This is a genomic window from Bartonella vinsonii subsp. berkhoffii ATCC 51672, assembly GCF_902825225.1.
In the GTDB taxonomy this organism is placed as follows: domain Bacteria; phylum Pseudomonadota; class Alphaproteobacteria; order Rhizobiales; family Rhizobiaceae; genus Bartonella; species Bartonella berkhoffii.
The window spans coordinates 1-17,674 of sequence record NZ_CADEAK010000009.1; the positions used below are offsets into that span (position 1 = coordinate 1).

General features: G+C 40.4%; 10 protein-coding genes and 3 pseudogenes. 6 read left to right on the forward strand and 7 right to left on the reverse strand.

Annotated features, from left to right (window positions below; translation table 11 throughout):
- Positions 1-356 precede the first annotated feature (356 nt).
- Positions 357-1,202, forward strand: a complete 846-nt coding sequence (gene pyrF / locus J7R10_RS05600; protein ID WP_010705622.1) for an orotidine-5'-phosphate decarboxylase — start codon at positions 357-359, stop codon at positions 1,200-1,202.
- A 539-nt stretch (positions 1,203-1,741) separates the two neighbouring features.
- Positions 1,742-3,244: a histidine--tRNA ligase gene (gene hisS, locus J7R10_RS05605; RefSeq protein ID WP_010705621.1), complete on the forward strand. Its 1,503-nt coding sequence runs from the start codon at positions 1,742-1,744 to the stop codon at positions 3,242-3,244.
- A gap of 362 nt (positions 3,245-3,606) precedes the next feature.
- Here the strand turns inward: hisS and J7R10_RS05610 are convergent, their stop codons facing one another.
- Positions 3,607-4,131, reverse strand: coding sequence for a peroxiredoxin (locus tag J7R10_RS05610; protein ID WP_010705620.1), 525 nt, complete (start codon positions 4,129-4,131; stop codon positions 3,607-3,609).
- Between the two features lie 210 nt (positions 4,132-4,341).
- Here J7R10_RS05610 and J7R10_RS05615 point away from each other — a divergent pair.
- A pseudogene (locus J7R10_RS05615) lies at positions 4,342-5,964 on the forward strand (alpha-D-glucose phosphate-specific phosphoglucomutase).
- 394 nt (positions 5,965-6,358) lie between these two features.
- Here J7R10_RS05615 and fumC read toward each other — a convergent pair.
- Positions 6,359-7,747, reverse strand: a complete 1,389-nt coding sequence (gene fumC, locus J7R10_RS05620) for a class II fumarate hydratase (protein WP_010705618.1) — start codon at positions 7,745-7,747, stop codon at positions 6,359-6,361.
- A gap of 235 nt (positions 7,748-7,982) precedes the next feature.
- Between fumC and groES the strand changes: the two genes are divergently transcribed.
- From groES to J7R10_RS05635, 3 genes and pseudogenes are all read left to right on the forward strand, one after another.
- Complete coding sequence (gene groES / locus J7R10_RS05625; RefSeq protein WP_004865053.1) at positions 7,983-8,279, forward strand: co-chaperone GroES; 297 nt, start codon at positions 7,983-7,985, stop codon at positions 8,277-8,279.
- Between the two features lie 58 nt (positions 8,280-8,337).
- The gene (gene groL, locus J7R10_RS05630; protein ID WP_010705617.1) at positions 8,338-9,981 is read left to right on the forward strand and encodes a chaperonin GroEL; all 1,644 of its coding nucleotides are present in this window, start codon (positions 8,338-8,340) and stop codon (positions 9,979-9,981) included.
- 611 nt (positions 9,982-10,592) lie between these two features.
- A pseudogene (locus J7R10_RS05635) lies at positions 10,593-10,925 on the forward strand (zinc ribbon domain-containing protein YjdM).
- Between the two features lie 420 nt (positions 10,926-11,345).
- On the opposite strand, the pseudogene J7R10_RS05640 reads toward J7R10_RS05635, so the two are convergent.
- The 5 genes and pseudogenes from J7R10_RS05640 to murJ all read right to left on the reverse strand — a co-directional run bounded on the left by J7R10_RS05640 (position 11,346) and on the right by murJ (position 17,336).
- Positions 11,346-12,583: pseudogene (locus J7R10_RS05640) on the reverse strand (MFS transporter).
- Between the two features lie 863 nt (positions 12,584-13,446).
- Complete coding sequence (locus tag J7R10_RS05645; protein WP_010705615.1) at positions 13,447-14,025, reverse strand: NifU family protein; 579 nt, start codon at positions 14,023-14,025, stop codon at positions 13,447-13,449.
- Between the two features lie 53 nt (positions 14,026-14,078).
- Positions 14,079-14,570, reverse strand: a complete 492-nt coding sequence (locus J7R10_RS05650; RefSeq protein WP_010705614.1) for a universal stress protein — start codon at positions 14,568-14,570, stop codon at positions 14,079-14,081.
- Between the two features lie 45 nt (positions 14,571-14,615).
- Positions 14,616-15,686: a tryptophan--tRNA ligase gene (gene trpS / locus J7R10_RS05655; protein WP_010705613.1), complete on the reverse strand. Its 1,071-nt coding sequence runs from the start codon at positions 15,684-15,686 to the stop codon at positions 14,616-14,618.
- Between the two features lie 78 nt (positions 15,687-15,764).
- Positions 15,765-17,336, reverse strand: a complete 1,572-nt coding sequence (murJ, locus tag J7R10_RS05660) for a murein biosynthesis integral membrane protein MurJ (protein ID WP_010705612.1) — start codon at positions 17,334-17,336, stop codon at positions 15,765-15,767.
- Positions 17,337-17,674 lie beyond the last annotated feature (338 nt).

The window sequence follows — 17,674 nt, forward strand, 5'->3', positions numbered from 1 at the left end:
TCGTAAACAGACAGGAATGATCAGGTTTTTATAATGGGAGGTATCAGGTTATGATGGGACACACGGATTTTGATGATGAGACCGTTAGGGTGATACCCCTTTCTTGCGAAATTCTGATCTAGAGAGCCATGTATGGAGTATTGGCTTTCCTGGACGAATGTGTTGCAGGAAAGGCTAGAGAATGTGCTAGAGAAAAGAGAAGAGGCACAACGGGAGGAGGGGAAATGATGGCTCGTTCTGTTTATCCCATGTGAAAATATTTTCTTTTTTATGAAAACATGATACCGGTCATTTTGATCAATGAAACTCTTTATCATTGTATTAGAAATTTTAAAAATATGCCGCCTGAGGATAAAATGTTTCCTGAAAATTTTTTAAAAAAACGTGAGATCTATGGACCGCTTTGTGTTGGTTTTGACCCTAGTCATAAAGTTTTGCAATCATGGAACTTAAGCTGTGATTATAAAGGCTTAAAAGAGTTTTGTAATATCCTCTTAACAGCGGTTGTGGGGCATGTGGGGGTTATAAAGCCGCAAGTCGCGTTTTTTGAGTTGTATGGTGTGGAAGGACTTCACGTTCTCAAAGAATTGATTGAAAATGCACGAGATCAAGGTTTGTTGGTTATTGCTGATGCAAAAAGGGGGGATATTGGCTCTACTGTTGAAGCTTATGGGAGGGCTTGGCTCGGTTCGTGCAGTCCATTTAAAGCGGATGCATTGACAGTCAATCCTTTTCTTGGTTTTGATGCTCTCATTCCTTTGTTTAAGATTGCAGAGGAAACAGAAACCGCGGTTTTTGTGGTTGTTCAGTCCTCTAATCCAGAGGGGAAGTGTATTCATAATGCGCGCATTGGGGATCAGACAGTTTCTGTTCATTTGGCACAGCGTATTGATGATTATAATAACCAGTCTTTTGCTCAACATCATTCTGTTGGTCCCATTGGGGCGGTTGTTGGCGCAACATTGGGCAGTGAAGCAAAAGAGACAATCGAACAGTTAAAAAACAGCCTATTTCTCGTTCCAGGTATTGGAGCACAAGGGGGAACGATTACACAACTGACAAACCAGTTTCCTCAGCATTTGTGGCAGAATATTATTCCTTCCATTTCAAGATCCATTACAGATGCGGGGCGCAATAGTGCTGATTTGAAAACGCTTGTCAGTAACTTTGCGGAGAAAGGGAAAAGTACCCTTCTGTCTTGAAGTTTTTTGCATATGCACTTACTCTGTGAAGTTCTTTCCTTTAAAAAGAGCGCTTTTTTCAGGGGATTATTGTCCTGCTTATTTAAAATCACCCGTTGCTTTTCCTGCTTTTCAAAAAGCATGGTTTTCATTTGAGAGTGGGAGAACGTAAAGCTGTTTGAAGATGAGGGAGATAATGGAGGGGAAAGAGCGTGGGAAATGTGCTGAGGATTATTTAAAGCAGATGTGTTCAGTGGAGAAGGTTGTATGAGGGGGGATGGGAATTGTTTTGGAGGGAGTGTTAAGGTTGTGGAGGCATTATTTTACATCAACAATTGAAAAAATATGAAGAGAGAGTTTGCAATGAGATTGAAGGGGTAAGCGTTTTTATCCTCTAAAGATGAGAGGTATGCTCTTTAGTAAAGTAAAGATTGGTGTATTGTACAGCAAAGCTTGGTGTATATTGTAGAGGATTCAGATTGACAAAGTCATTGCAGCCTTTGTTTCTATAAGATAAGACACAAGTTATCCGTTAACATAAAATGTTGTTAGAGAAAAGCATGTCATCAAAACAAGAAAAAACCAAAGCCTGTTTGCCTCGTGGTTTTGTTGATCGCACAAGTGCACAATTATATGCAACTGAGACTATGATTGCGCAGATTCGTGAAGTTTATGAACTTTACGGTTTTGAAGCGCTTGAAACACCGATTTTTGAATATACGGATGTGTTGGGTAAGTTTTTACCTGATGAAGATCGCCCAAATGCAGGGGTATTTTCGCTCCAAGATGATGATGAGCAGTGGATGTCTTTGCGCTATGATCTCACTGCTCCTCTTGCACGTTATTTTGCAGAGAATTTTGAGACTTTGCCCAAGCCTTATCGTAGTTATCGTCTTGGCTTTGTTTTCCGTAATGAAAAACCCGGACCAGGGCGGTTTCGGCAATTTATGCAATTTGATGCTGATATTGTTGGAACACCAACAGTGGCTGCGGATGCCGAAATTTGTATGATGGCAGCGGAGAGTTTGGAAAAATTAGGGTTTCAGTATCAGGATTATATCATTCGTCTTAATAACCGAAAAATTCTGGAGAGTGTGTTAGAGTTGATTGGTTTGGGGGGAAATGAAAAGGCTGTTAAGCGTTTAACGGTTTTGAGAGCCATTGATAAACTTGATAAATTTGGTCCTGAAGGTGTGCGGTTGCTGTTGGGTAAGGGGCGTTTGGATGAAAGTGGTGATTTTACAAAAGGGGCAGAACTCAAGGACAAAGACATTGATTGTATCCTTGCTTTACTCTCAGTAGAAACGGGAACAGCAGAACAAACACTTGATGCTTTGAGAAAAGTTGTTGGTCAGAGTGTTCAAGGACTTGAAGGTCTTCGTGAGCTTGAGGAAATGCAGACAATCTTTGCCGAAAATGGCATGCAAAACCGCATTAAAATTGATCCCTCAGTGGTGCGAGGTTTGGAATATTATACCGGACCTGTTTTTGAGGCTGCTTTGCTTTTTGATGTTCTCAATGATGATGGACGAAAGGTTGTTTTTGGCTCTGTTGGTGGAGGTGGGCGCTATGATGGGTTGCTTGCTCGATTTCGTGGGGAGAATATTCCGGCAACGGGTTTTTCCATAGGGGTTTCACGCTTGATCGCTGCTTTGCAAAATCTTGGAAAATTGCCCGTGAAAGAAAAGACTGGACCTGTTGTGGTTTTGATGATGGATAAAGAACCAGAGGCGATTGCCCGCTCTCAAAAAATGGTCATGCAATTGCGTCATGCGGGAATTCGTGCTGAACTCTATTTAGGAGCGGCGGGGATGAAAGCGCAGATGAAATATGCAGATCGGCGTCAAGCGCCTTGTGTGGTCATCCAAGGGTCACAAGAGCGTGAGAGCGGAAAAATACAGATCAAAGATTTGATTGAAGGGGCGCGCTTGTCTCATGAAATTAAGGATAACCAAACGTGGCGTGAAAGTCGACCAGCGCAAGTGACGGTTGATGAAGAAGAACTCGTCAAAACGGTGCAAGATATTTTGGCAATGCAAGATGCACAAAAGTCTTCAGGCTGAAAAGTACAACCTTATCTTCTTAAGGAAAATATTATTGAGAAATAAGTTTAAGGGGTTAGCATAATTGCTTTCGATTCGTTGATGATGGGGAAAATGTGATAGGGGAGCTGTTTTAAAGACGGTATGGTGCTTTGAGATTTTCCATGAGGGATGAGGTGTCTTTGGCTTGTCGGTTAAGCGGGTGCTGTGATGGGTTGCTTGCAGGCTTTCGTGGTAAAGACATGCTGGCAATGGGGATTTTTAATGAAAATTGATAAAAGAGAAACGGCATAAATTTTCTTTTGTGAGAGAATTTATGCCGTGAAGTTTGTGCTCTTTCAATTTAAAGAGGCGATTCTTAAATCGCAATTAGCAAATCGCAATTAGCCTTGCAGTGCTTTCAAAACATTTTGTGGTGAAGAGACTTCATAAGGATCTGTGGTGCAATTGTCTGAAAGACCTTTTTCTTCAAACCATTGTTCAATGACACCATCGTTAATAACAGCAGCATAGCGCCATGAACGCATGCCAAAACCGATATTGTCTTTAGCAACGAGCATACCCATTTTGCGGGTGAATTCGCCAGAGCCATCAGGAATTAATTTCACATTTTTGATTTCTTGTGCTTTTCCCCAAGCATTCATGACAAAGGCATCATTGACAGAAAGACAGTAAATTTCATCAATGTCTAGTTTTTTAAATTCATCATAGAGTTTTTCAAAATCGGGCAACTGAAAGCTTGAGCAGGTAGGGGTAAAGGCGCCTGGAAGAGAAAAGAGAACAACACGTTTTCCTTTAAAGTACGCATCACTGTTAATCTCTTGCCACCGATAAGGATTATTTCCGCCAACGGATTCATCGCGGACACGTGTATGGAAGGTGACGTTGGGAACGGTTTTTCTCATCATGGATTATGCTCCTGTTTTTTATTGAAAATTATGTTTTAAAACAGCTTTCATCTTTAAAAGCGTGTTTAAGAAGATGTAAAAAACTTCTATATTTAATAACTGTGCAAGTATTTCTTCGTTCCGTCAAGTGGAATTAAGGGGAATTCGTGGTCGACTTTTAGCGATATTCACTTTAAAAATGGAAGCGAAGAGTATAAGGGCATTTTTACGATGATAACGACAGTTTTAACAACGGCTTTTGATGATCAAAAACCGGGAACATCTGGTTTGCGTAAAAAGGTATCGGTTTTTCAACAGTCCCATTATGTTGAAAATTTTATACAGTCTGTTTTTAACAGCATTGGGGATATTGAGGGAAAATGCCTTATTCTTGGGGGGATGGACGCTATTTTAATTACACCCTCCTGCAAACTGTGTTGAAAATGGCAGCGGCCAATGGGGTTGCTTGTGTAAAAGTGGGAAGAGGAGGGCTTCTTTCCACACCAGCTGTCTCGCATCTTATTCGCAAAATGCGTGCCTATGGGGGTTATTCTCTCCGCAAGCCATAATCTTGGTGGTTTAGAGGGGGATTGTGGCATTAAATACAATATTTCCAATGGTGGGCCTGCTCCTGATTCTTTGTGTGAAGCCATTTTTACTGCATCGAGGCGTCTTTCTTTTTATAAAACTTTTGAAGCACCAGATGTTGATTTAGAAAAGGAAGGAACAACTTTTCTAGGAGCTATGCGGGTTGATATCCTTGATTCTGTGGCAAATTATATTGCTTTGATGCAGGAGATTTTTGATTTTGATTGCATTGCTAAAGCCGTTGCAGAAGGGCTTACTTTGCGCTTTGATGCCATGCATGCGGTAACGGGGCCTTATGCACATGAAATTTTTGAAAAATGCTTAGGTTTTCCAGAAGGAACTGTGGTTCATGGTGTTCCCTTACCAGATTTTGGGGGAGGGCATCCAGATCCCAATTTGGTTTATGCCAAGGGGCTTTATGATTTTTTGATGTCGGATTGCGCACCTGATCTTGGTGCGGCATCTGATGGTGATGGAGATCGTAATATTATTATTGGTCGTAAGCAATTTGTCACGCCTTCTGATTCCTTGGCTATTATGGTTGATCATGCCCATCTCATTAAAGGATATCGTCAAGGGATTGTCGGGGTAGCGCGCTCCATGCCAGCAACGCGTGCTGTTGATTTGGTTGCTGAAAAAAAACAATTAAATTGTTTTGAAACACCAACCGGCTGGAAGTTTTTTGGTGCGCTTTTGGATGCGGGAAAGGTGACCTTTTGTGGTGAAGAAAGCTTTGGAACGGGCTCTCATCATATCCGCGAAAAAGATGGTTTATGGGCGATGTTATTTTGGTTAAATCTGCTCGCTGTGACAGGGAAAACTGTCGCACAAATTGTTCAACACCATTGGCGCACTTATGGGCGCTTTTATTCTTTACGTCATGATTATAAAGAAGTGGAAGCAGAAAAAGCATATGCACTCATAGAGCAATTGCGCACCCATTTACCACGAGCCGGAACAGAAATTGCTGGGCTTTTGGTCGAAAAAGCAGATGATTTTACCTATCATGATCCCGTTGATCAGAGTGTGAGCAGCAAGCAAGGTACCCGTATTTTTTTCAAGAATGGAGCACGGTTGGTGGTACGTTTATCGGGAACGGGAACAGTGGGTGCAACTTTGCGGCTTTATTTTGAGCAGTATGAAGGTGATCCACGCAAACATTTTCAAGAGCCGCAAAAAGTGCTTCAGCCTTTGCAGAAAGCAGCGCTTCAATTGTTGAATATACAACAAAAATTGGGGTGCGAACATCCCGATATTGTCACATGAGAGCACTGTTCCATATGGCTTTTGGGATGGACTTGTTCTCACTTTCAAAACTGCTCACTTTTATGATTTTCGTTTGTAAAGTCGTGTTTTTTTACGCACAAACGCGCTTTTGTCATAAGGCTAAAGCATCTCTCTCAAGAATGTTGGTGCGTAGTGGACGGGCAATAGAAAAGCATTTGGGGAAGACCTTTTGTCGTTGACGGGAGCAAGGAATATTCTTTGCACAAATATATCTTAAGAGCTAGAGATTTCGAGTCTTTGCCAAAGGTGATATTTGTAAGAGGGGATATAAGGTTTTTGCAACAGGTGGTGTGAAGATGATGAAATCTGCAAGAACATCAGAGTGCGAACGGTCTGATGTTCTCACAAGAGTATGAGAGGATTTCTCTCGTTTTTATTGGGGATGTATCATCTTCTTTGGATCAACCAGCCGGTCATAATCTTCTCCTGAAACCCCTGCTTTTAAGGCTTCCGCGCGCAAAGTTGTATCATTTTTATGTGCTGCTTTGGCAATTTCAGCAGCTTTTTCATAGCCAATTTCTGGGGCAAGCGCTGTCACGAGCATCAAAGAGCGTTCCATGAGAGAGTGAATATGGACTCGATTGGCACGTAATCCTTGTATGCAGTGCAGATCAAAGGAGCGCATGCAATCACCAAGAAGCGTAATCGACTGTAAAACATTATAGCCAATAACAGGCTTATAAACGTTGAGTTCAAAATGTCCCTGACTGGCGGCAAATGTCACGCTGGTATGATTGCCAAAGACTTGGCAAGCAACCATCGTCATTGCTTCACACTGGGTGGGATTGACTTTGCCTGGCATGATAGAAGAACCTGGTTCATTTTCGGGCAAGTTGAGTTCTCCCAATCCTGAGCGCGGACCAGAGCCTAAAAATCGGATGTCATTAGCAATTTTGAATAAATCGGCTGCTAAGGCATTCAGACTGCCATGGAAATGTGCAAGGGCTCCATGATGGGCGAGAGCCTCAAATTTATTGTCGGCGGTCTTGAAAGGGATCCCTGTAAGGCTACTGATTGTTTCAGCAAAGGCAACATCAAAACCTTGCGGTGCATTGAGCCCTGTTCCAACTGCTGTTCCCCCTTGGGCAAGCATTTGCACATCGCTAAGAGCTGTTTCAATGCGTTGGCGGTTGGCTTCTAGCGCGGCACGATAGCCTGAAAATTCTTGCGCTAGAGTTAAGGGCGTTGCATCTTGCGTATGAGTCCGTCCGATTTTGATGATATCAGCAAATTCTTCCTCCTTTTTCTTTAAAGTGGTAATCAGAGCTTCAAGAATGGGGAATAAATGCTGGCGTGTTTGCAGTGTGGTGGCAATGTGAAGCGCTGTAGGAAAGGAATCGTTTGAGGATTGACTCATATTGACGTGGTCATTGGGGTGAACGGGCGTTTTGCTTCCTAATTTTCCTCCCAAAAGCATGTTGGCATGGTTGGCAATCACTTCATTAACGTTCATATTGCTTTGTGTACCAGAACCCGTTTGCCAAACCGAAAGAGGAAAGTGTGTGTCGAACGAACCCGCAAGCACTTCGTCAGTCGCTGTAATGATCGCTTTGCCAATCTTTTGCGAAAGCTTTCCTTTTTCTATATTCACAATGGCTGCTGCTTTTTTGATAAGACTTAAAGCATAAATAACGGTGAGGGGTTGTTTTTCACTGCCAATATTAAAATTATGCAGAGAACGTTCAGTTTGTGCACCCCAATAACGATCTTGCCGTACCGCAATCGTTCCAAAGCTATCCGTTTCCTGACGTGTTTCAACCATGATAAGATCCTTTTTGTTCGCAAGGTGTAATAAAAAGCTAGATAACGCGAAATAGAAAAAAGAGGCAAGACTTTGAAGGCATTTTAAGGGAAATTATTTTATGCTGAATCCTTGACATTGAGAAGAAGCAATTTTATATCTTAACCAATGTTAGCACTCAGAGTTTGAGAGTGCTAGCAAGAACTTAAGTTAATTCAATGATATCAATTATATTAAGTTTTCAAGGATTTTAAAAATGGCTAATATACAATTCCGCCCACTTCACGATCGTGTCGTTGTTCGTCGGGTTGAATCTGAAAATAAAACCGCTGGTGGGATTATCATCCCTGATACAGCAAAAGAAAAACCTCAAGAAGGTGAAATTATTGCTGTTGGCAATGGCGCTCTCGATGATAACGGAAAGCGTGTGCCACTCGAAGTGAAAGCAGGAGACCGTATCCTCTTTGGAAAGTGGTCTGGAACTGAAGTGAAGATTAACGGGGAAGACCTCCTCATTATGAAAGAATCTGACATTATGGGAATTCTGGGCTAATCCAGACTCTCAATTTTTTCGTTTTTTACTATTTGAGATAACTCCAAGGAGAAATTAAATGGCTGCTAAAGAAGTCAAATTTGGCCGTGAAGCGCGTGAGCGTTTGTTGCGCGGTGTTGATATCCTTGCTAACGCGGTTAAGGTAACGCTGGGTCCTAAAGGGCGCAATGTGGTGATCGATAAATCATTTGGTGCGCCTCGCATCACAAAAGATGGTGTATCCGTTGCAAAGGAAATCGAACTCGAAGATAAGTTCGAAAATATGGGTGCGCAAATGTTGCGCGAAGTGGCTTCCAAAACCAATGATATTGCTGGTGATGGAACAACAACCGCAACCGTTTTGGGACAAGCTATTGTACAAGAAGGCGTAAAAGCCGTTGCTGCTGGCATGAACCCAATGGATCTTAAGCGTGGGATTGATGCTGCTGTTGATGAAGTGGTGGCAAACCTCTTCAAAAAAGCTAAGAAAATCCAAACCTCAGCAGAAATTGCACAAGTGGGAACAATTTCCGCCAATGGTGCTGCAGAAATTGGTAAAATGATTGCTGATGCTATGGAAAAAGTCGGCAATGAAGGCGTCATCACGGTAGAAGAAGCCAAAACGGCTGAAACAGAATTGGAAGTCGTTGAAGGTATGCAGTTTGATCGTGGATATCTTTCTCCCTATTTTGTCACAAATGCTGAGAAAATGGTGGCTGATCTTGATGATCCTTACATTCTTATTCATGAAAAGAAATTGTCTAATCTGCAATCTCTGCTTCCTGTGCTTGAAGCTGTTGTTCAGTCTGGCAAACCACTTCTTATTATCGCTGAAGATGTCGAAGGTGAGGCATTGGCAACGCTCGTTGTTAACAAATTGCGCGGTGGTTTGAAAATTGCTGCTGTGAAAGCACCAGGATTTGGTGATCGCCGTAAAGCAATGCTCGAGGATATTGCCATCCTAACATCGGGTCAGGTTATTTCTGAAGATGTCGGCATTAAACTTGAAAATGTCACTTTGGATATGCTTGGTCGTGCAAAGAAGGTCAATATTTCTAAAGAAAATACCACGATTATTGATGGTGCTGGACAAAAAGCTGAAATTAATGCACGCGTTAATCAAATCAAAGCTCAGATTGAAGAAACAACTTCTGACTATGATCGTGAAAAATTGCAAGAAAGACTTGCTAAACTTGCTGGTGGTGTTGCCGTTATCCGTGTTGGTGGTGCTACAGAAGTTGAAGTGAAAGAGAAAAAAGATCGCGTTGATGATGCCTTGAATGCAACACGTGCTGCTGTGGAAGAAGGCATTGTTGCTGGTGGTGGAACCGCTTTGTTGCGTGCAGCAAATGCGCTCACCGTTAAAGGAAAAAATCCTGATCAAGAAGCTGGTATTAATATCGTTCGTCGTGCACTCCAAGCACCAGCACGTCAAATTGCTACCAATGCCGGTGAAGAAGCAGCGATTATTGTCGGCAAGGTGTTGGAAAACAATGCAGACACCTATGGTTACAACACTGCAACCGGTGAATTTGGTGATTTGATTGCTTTGGGAATTGTTGACCCTGTGAAGGTTGTGCGTTCTGCTCTCCAGAATGCTGCTTCAATTGCTAGTCTTCTTATCACGACAGAAGCTATGGTTGCTGAAATGCCAAAGAAAGACACTCCGATGCCTCCAATGCCTGGTGGTGGAATGGGTGGAATGGGCGGAATGGATTTCTAAGCCCTTTCATCAAAGAGAAAAAGGACGGGTCCATTGGGCCCGTTTTTTTAAACCATTTTTTTTCATTTCAGAGGAGTTTATTGTGGAAGTGTCTATCTCGTGAATTTGGTGCTTTGAGTTCTTTGGGAGTTGTTGATTCTGTAAAGGTTTTGTGTTCTGTTCTCTAGACATGCTTCTTCAATTGTCCGCTTGTCTTATGACTAAAGCAATGCTTGCTTAATGCCGAAGAGAGATATTTTATGGCGCCTCGTGGAGAAATGGAGAAAATGGATTTTTAAGCCTTTTCATAAGAACAAAAATAGGCAAAGTGAGTCTGCTTTTATGGGGTTCCTCTTTTATAAGATTGCAATGTTTTCTTCTTGTACCAACAGCGTTTACGCTTCATTGATGCATTGTTTTCTTAAGAAGTGTTTTGAGGGGTGATGATTTGAATGTTTTCTATCGGTATTTTATAAAATTTTATCCTTATTTCTTTTGAGGTGAATTAAACCTTTAAGAATTCTGAAGAGAAAATGCTATGTTCGTGTTTTGCTTTAGCAATGGACAATGAGGATCGATTTCTTTATGACCGTTTACAGAGATGATGTTTCTTGAATCAAAGAGGGAATCTGATGAGCCAATACCCTAAATGTCCTCACTGTGGTGGTCTTTATACTTATGAAGAGGGTGAAAGTTTTGTGTGTCCTGAATGTGCACATGAATGACCCCAAAAGAGTGAAGAGCCTACTCCTGATATCGTTTATGATGCCAATGGTCAGGTTTTGACAAATGGGGATAGCGTTATGGTGATGAAAGATCTTAAAGTAAAAGGCACCGCATCAGTTCTTAAAAGTGGAACGAAAGTGAAGAATATTCGCCTCGTGGATGGGGACCATAATATTGATTGTAAGATTCCGGGCATTGGTCAGATTGGTTTGAAGTCGGAATTCGTAAAAAAGATTTAGTGAGGACTATAGTTTAAGCACTTTTCGTTTGTACCAATATATTGATTTATAATGATAATTTATTATTTTACATAGTCAATGAGACTCTTGAATATTGTAAAATTGTCTTATATTCAATCCATTAAAATCACGTGCGCACATGTCATAAGCGATATTGGCGTGTGGGTAAAAGCTGTACAAGAAAGGAAAAAATGCTTCTCATGAATCATCTTTATGCAAGAATTCTTGCAAAAAGGCTTCGTAACATTTCAGTGTTAGCAAATAGAATGATGATGCCGGCTTGTTAAAGCGCATTTGCTTGGGCGAAGATATAGGGGGGTGAGATGAAGATATAGGAGGGTGGAATTCTTTCTATTCTTTTAAAGTTTTCAAATATCATAACCATCAGACAAAAGAAATGGCGTGTAGATCTCAAATAGATCAGTGATCGTCATCACCTGTAGTGTTAAGGGGTGTTCTCTCTTTCTTTTTCTTCATCTTTATAACGCCAATCATTCCAGTGTAAATAATGAGTGCAGACATAGCTAAAAAAGAGCTCACTAATCCCACGAGTGCAAAAAGTCCAGCAATAAAGCCAGACACTGCTTCAGTAGAGTTCGCTAAAGTTGAAAAGGTTCCAAAACTCTTCTCAAAATCTTCACAACGAGAGTATAATTGAAGAGATGAGACTAAACTAATATCGACAAATGCACCAATAAATCCTAAAACAAATGCTAACACGAGAAGGAGTTTTAAAGAAAGTGTTGCAGCTAAAGGCATAACAAACATAATAATTCCATAGAGAAGCCAAAATACCATGAGCTTCAATGATGTAATATTGAATATAATTTTACTATATAAAACATCACCTACAAGAGTTCCTACAGCAATGAGAGAAAATATAGAACTGACAAAGCTTTCCTCTCCACCCTGAGAAAGAACAAAAGCTGGAATTAAAAATCTTAAAATTGCACCCGTAAAGAGAATAACAAAAGACGAGCCAACCAGCGTAATAAATAAATTATTATTTTCTGTAGAAATATCTTTAAGATAGGAAACTGTTTCTCGATAAATTTTTATAAAATGGAATGGTTTCTTCTCATTTGAATTTAAGTTCGTGAGATTCAATAACAAGATAATAGATAGAAAATAGGTAAAAAGATCAAAAATGAGAACTGTCGATTTATTGGCGAAAAAAAGCAGTACCGAACCGAACAAACTAAAGAACCAATGGGGGATGCAGTTTCCTCTATAATTTGTGAAATGCTATTTGCCTTTGTTAGATCATTTGTTGAAAATATTCTCGGAAGAGCAGCTTGAAAACTTGGTTGAAAAAAGCTTCTTCCTATCGTTGTACATATTGCTGCAAAGATAAGAACAATAATATGTGCATTCCCTGTTATATAGCTTATAAAAACGAAGAATGAGGCTAATAATCTTACAAATTCACTGAAGATCATATTTTTTTCAAGGAAAAATTATCCGCTAACCAACCTCCGATATAACCAAAAAAGAGAAAAGGGATAAAGCGAAAAAAATACACAAGACCTGTAAAAAGGGAGTTATCTGTTAATTCTAAGACAAGTAAAATAAATATAACTTCATAAGCAGTATCACCAATTTTAGAAATAAAGAGAGAAAAAAAGAGATAAGAGACTCTTTTTTAAAAATAAATTCATATCAACCATCCGATATTAAACTTTTTTATAATTAAAGTTACACGACTTTTAATAAAATTGGTGATATGAACTTCAAAGAAATGGTATATTCTCATAAATCACTTCATGCGTTAAGTGAAAACGTTTAAAGAAATACGCATTATGATATAAAAATTTGGATGAATACTAGAAATATCATCATTTTTCTTTCTTCATTGCTTTTTAAAAAGACAAGAATGTAAAAACTTATTAGATCAAAATCTGCCATATGTGTACAATAAAGAGCCCATTTTTTTTACATGCGTGCGATAGTTCCTAACAGCTATACAATATGAGAGTTGTTCTTTTATGACTCTTTTTTGATGAAGAATGGATAAGGTCCACACCAGTAAATAGGAAACTGTACCACTTTTTGTTAAGCCGTCACTGTCATTCTCTTTGCTAGCCCTCTGCAATAGCTCTTGTATGAAGACGGTCCATGAAAAGGCATTTTTACGCTGTTCTCAAACGGTTTTTATCCACACGCTATCCTGCTGGTGCAAGGGAATGGTTTTGTTTGATTTAATATAAAGGGAAGGGACATGAGAAAATCTTAACAGTATTTGGACTCTTATTGGACATGAATAATGATTTATTATCAATCAATTCATTATCACAATGGTATGTATTGCAATTTCATCTGTATGATGCTGTTGTAGAGCATAAATTATACTGCTTTTTTCTTTGATCTTATAAAAGAATAGGAAATGATAAAGAACTTAAAGTCTTTCTTTTTTTACGGTTTGTGGGAATAGCGTGATGTGGTTGGGAGATTTGGTTTTATGACAGTGTAGGAGTATTCTTCTCACGCTTGCGTTTGCTTATCGCTGTTTTGATCTGGTTTTTTATTGCGGCATTGCTTCCACACCTAAAACTTCTGGAATAAAATGCCGTAAAAGATTTTCAATGCCGTGTTTGAGTGTTGCGGTTGAAGAGGGGCATCCGGCGCAGGCCCCGCGCATATTGAGATAAACAATACCATTTTCAAATCCGCGAAAAGTAATATCTCCTCCATCATTGGCAACGGCTGGGCGAACACGTGTTTCAAGGAGCTCTTTAATTGTTAAGACAATATCAGCATCTTTTTCATCATAAAATTCTTCGTTAAGGGCGTGGGTTTGTGCTTGTGTAGAGGTATTGGTGGTGATGACTGGATCACCAGAGAGAAAATGCTCCATAATTGTGCCTAAAATGACCGGTTTTAGATGTTGCCATTCACCCTCTTTTTTGCTTACGGTGATGAAGTCATAGCCTAAAAAAACACCATTGACATTGGGAATATTGAACAGTTTCGCAGCTAAAGGTGAATTTTGAGCAGCTTCTTCGCGATCACGAAATTCTAATACCCCCTCGGAAAGAACCACACGACCTGGTAGAAATTTAAGTGTTGCAGGGTTTGGCGTGGTTTCAGTTTGAATAAACATGGACTCTCCTTCTATAATGAGGAATGAAGAAGGCAATGATGCCCCCTGTTGTTTTAGGCAATGGATTCCATATCTTCATCCGCAAGATTGCTTGGAATAACGGTGACAGGAATTGAAAAAGCTGCTCCACGATTACCAATCAGTTGGATAAGCGGTCCTGGTCCTTCCGCGTGTTCACTGGCGGCTAAAACAATCAGTGCAATCTCTTTATCTTCATCAATCAATTTGGAAATTTCATCAATCTTTTTACCTTCACGCATCGTGATTTCCGTTTCAAGAGCATGGGTGGTGCGTATATCATGGGCAATTTCTCCCAACACTTTATGGGCATTTTGTGTTGATTCTGTTCGCATAACACTGTTGACACCCAGAAAATGTTGAAATTCTACACTGTCAACAACACAAAGCAAAACCAATTTTCTGTTGGTCTTTTGCGCATGTTTTGCAGCAAAAGCAACAGCACGCCGGCATTCTGGCGTTTCATCAATAATGACCAAAATTTTTTTCTTATGCTTGTTTTTCAGAGTTTTTTGCTTGGAAGCCATGCATTTTCTTTCTCTTTTACTTTTGACGATCGAAATCTTATTGTTTCATGTATCGTGCAAAAAACCAACAATTTCACGGATTTTTTTCATATTTTTTTCTGCTAATGTACCAGCGCGTTGCGCGCCATCGTGCAAAACAGAGTTAATATAAGCGCTTTCTTTATGCAATCGACGCAATTCCTCTGTTATGGGGGCAAGCTTATGGACGACAAGGTCGGCTAGGGCTGTTTTGAAAAGCGAAAATTGTTTTCCTGAAAACTCTAAAAGCGCTTTTTCTTTGCTTACTTGTGCAAAAGCCGCATAAATACCAAGCAGGTTGTCGATTTCTGGTCGCCCTTCTAGCGCTGTGAGTGTATCGGGAAGAGGGGCGGAGTCCGTTTTTGCTTTGCGTATTTTTTTGGCAATAAGATCAGCATTATCGGTGAGATTAATGCGCGAAAAATCTGAAGGATCTGATTTAGACATTTTTTTTGTACCATCACGCAACGACATAATACGCATGGCTGTTTTGCCTATCAGTGCTTCTGGCATGGGGAAAAAGCCTTGTTTCTTTTTTTCACCTATTTGTATCGAAACAGCGAAATTTAAATCTGCAATGCGGTCAGCGTAGTCGTTATTGAATTTTTGTGCAATATCGCGTGTGAGTTCAACATGCTGTTTTTGATCTTCTCCCACTGGAATATGAGTGGCACGATAGAGCAAAATATCGGCAGCCATTAGACTTGGATAAGCAAAAAGCCCAAGGGACGCTTTTTCACGATCTTTTCCCGCTTTATCTTTAAATTGTGTCATGCGTTGGAGCCAACCAATACGGGCGATACAATTTAAAATCCATGCAAGTTCAGCATGTTGAAAAACTCGAGATTGGTTGAAAATAATGTGTTTTTGAGGATCAATACCGGCAGCTAAAAAGGCGGCTGTCACGGTTCTGGTTGATTCAGTCAAAGTAAGGGGATTAGGATTCACTGTGAGTCCATGCATGTCAACAACGCAATAGAGGCAATGATAGGATGTTTGCAGCTCAACCCATTGCTTGATGGCTCCAAGATAGTTGCCAAGATGTAGGTTACCACTCGGTTGTACGCCGGAAAAAACAAGCGGTGTGAAAGTGTCCATAGAAGCGTTCTTTCTTAAATAAAGTTATTGTTTTTGTGTTTTGTGTCAAAACGTCTTTCTGAAAGCAAGATAAAATATTTAGAGGCGTTTTTTAAAATTTTTAAGGGTGAGGAAAAAGGAACGTGTGTCAATTAAAAAATAGGTACTTAAATATACGAAGAAAAAGGCTATTATGATTCCTGCTAGTGTGCTGGCGCGCAAGAAAAAGGATGCGTGTGAGGATAAAGGGAAAGACAAAAAGCCAACTACATGAAACAGATAATGAAGGATTAGCGCGCTTAAAACAGTGACAATCATCAGACAGGCAATGCGTTTTATCAGTTGTGCATCATGTTTCCAATAGCCACGTTTGAGGAGAACAGCACAAAGCAACAATGTGTTGACCCATCCAGCGGTGATTTCGGCAATAACAATGCCGCGTGCAGATAAAATGGGGAATAATGTTAAAGCAAGACTGATATTGATGAAAACACAAATGCCGGTGAAAATCATCGGTGTTTTTGTATCTTCATGGGCGAAGAAATTGGGAATAAAGACTTTGATGAGGACAAAAGCTGGGAGTCCTAATCCGTAAAGTCCAAGGAGTTGTGCAACATGGTGTGTTGATTCACTGGTAAATTGTCCGCGTTCAAAAAGCAAACTGACAATGGGTGTGGAGAGCAGCAAAAAGGCAACGGATGCCGGTAGGGTTAACAAGAGGGTAAGTTCGATAGAGCGGTTTTGCAAATTGTGCGTTTCTTCATGTTTTTTACTGCGTAGCGCTCTTGTTAATTCTGGTAAAAGAACGGTTGCAACGGCGATTGCTATTACACCTAATGGTAATTGATAAAGACGATCGGCATACATTAAAGAAGATACCGCACCCGATTGGCTAGAGGCAATGTTGGTATTGATTAACAAATTGATTTGTGTAATGCCTCCCGTGATGGCAGCAGGGAGTGCTAAAGTTAAAAGCTTACGGACATTGGGACTAAAATGAGGACGGCGGAGGAAAATTTTCATTCCACTTCGACGCAAAGCAACAGCGATGAGGGCAAGTTGGAGAATTCCTGCCGCTAACACACCCCAAGAAAGATTGAGGCCGATATGCCAAGCATCGAGATGATAGATCCAAGCGTAGGCAAGTATACATATGAGAATAATATTTAAAAAGAGGGGGGCTATGGCTGCGATAAAATAGCGCCGCAAGGCATTCAACATTCCTCCCATCATGGCTGCTAAAGACATGCAGGTTAAATAGGGAAACATGATTGCGGTAAAATGAATCGTGGCGTTAAATTTGGTGGCATCCTCTGTAAAGCCTGGAGCAATGATCGTTCGGACCAGAAAAGGCATACTTAATTCCATAGCAATGGTTAAAAGTAACAGCAGCGAAAAGAGAACGCCAAATACCTCTTCGGCAAATTTACAGGCGGCTTCTCCACCATCTTCGGTGATTTTTTTTGAAAAAAGAGGAACAAAAGCAGCATTAAAAGCGCCTTCCGCAAAAAAACGGCGGAATGTATTGGGAAAACGAAAAGCCGCATTGAATGCATCGGAAACAGGTCCCGTTCCCAAGGCTGCGGCCATCAACATTTCGCGTATAAAGCCAAAAATGCGGCTCATGAGGGTTCCAGAAGCAACGGTAGCAAATTTTTTAATCAGGATCATAAAGATATATCAGCTTTATTATGAAGGACGGGTGGTAAAAATAAATACAACGCATCAGATCATAAAAATCTGATCAACATATTAATGTAAGAGTGTTAATAAATATTCTTTTAACTCGTTTTACGCTGGTGTTTATCTTTCTGTCAACAAAACGACATGAAGCTGTTTTTAAATTGTCCTTGTTGCTCTCGCGTGAAAGCTTTGAGAACTCCCATAAAACATAAAAATTCTTTCTCTCAAGTTGAATATATGGAGCTCTGTAACGAATAAAAAAGATGCAGAGAAAGTGGGTAAAACTGATCGTTCTCTTCGTTGCTGCTTTGTTTTGTTTTTTCTCG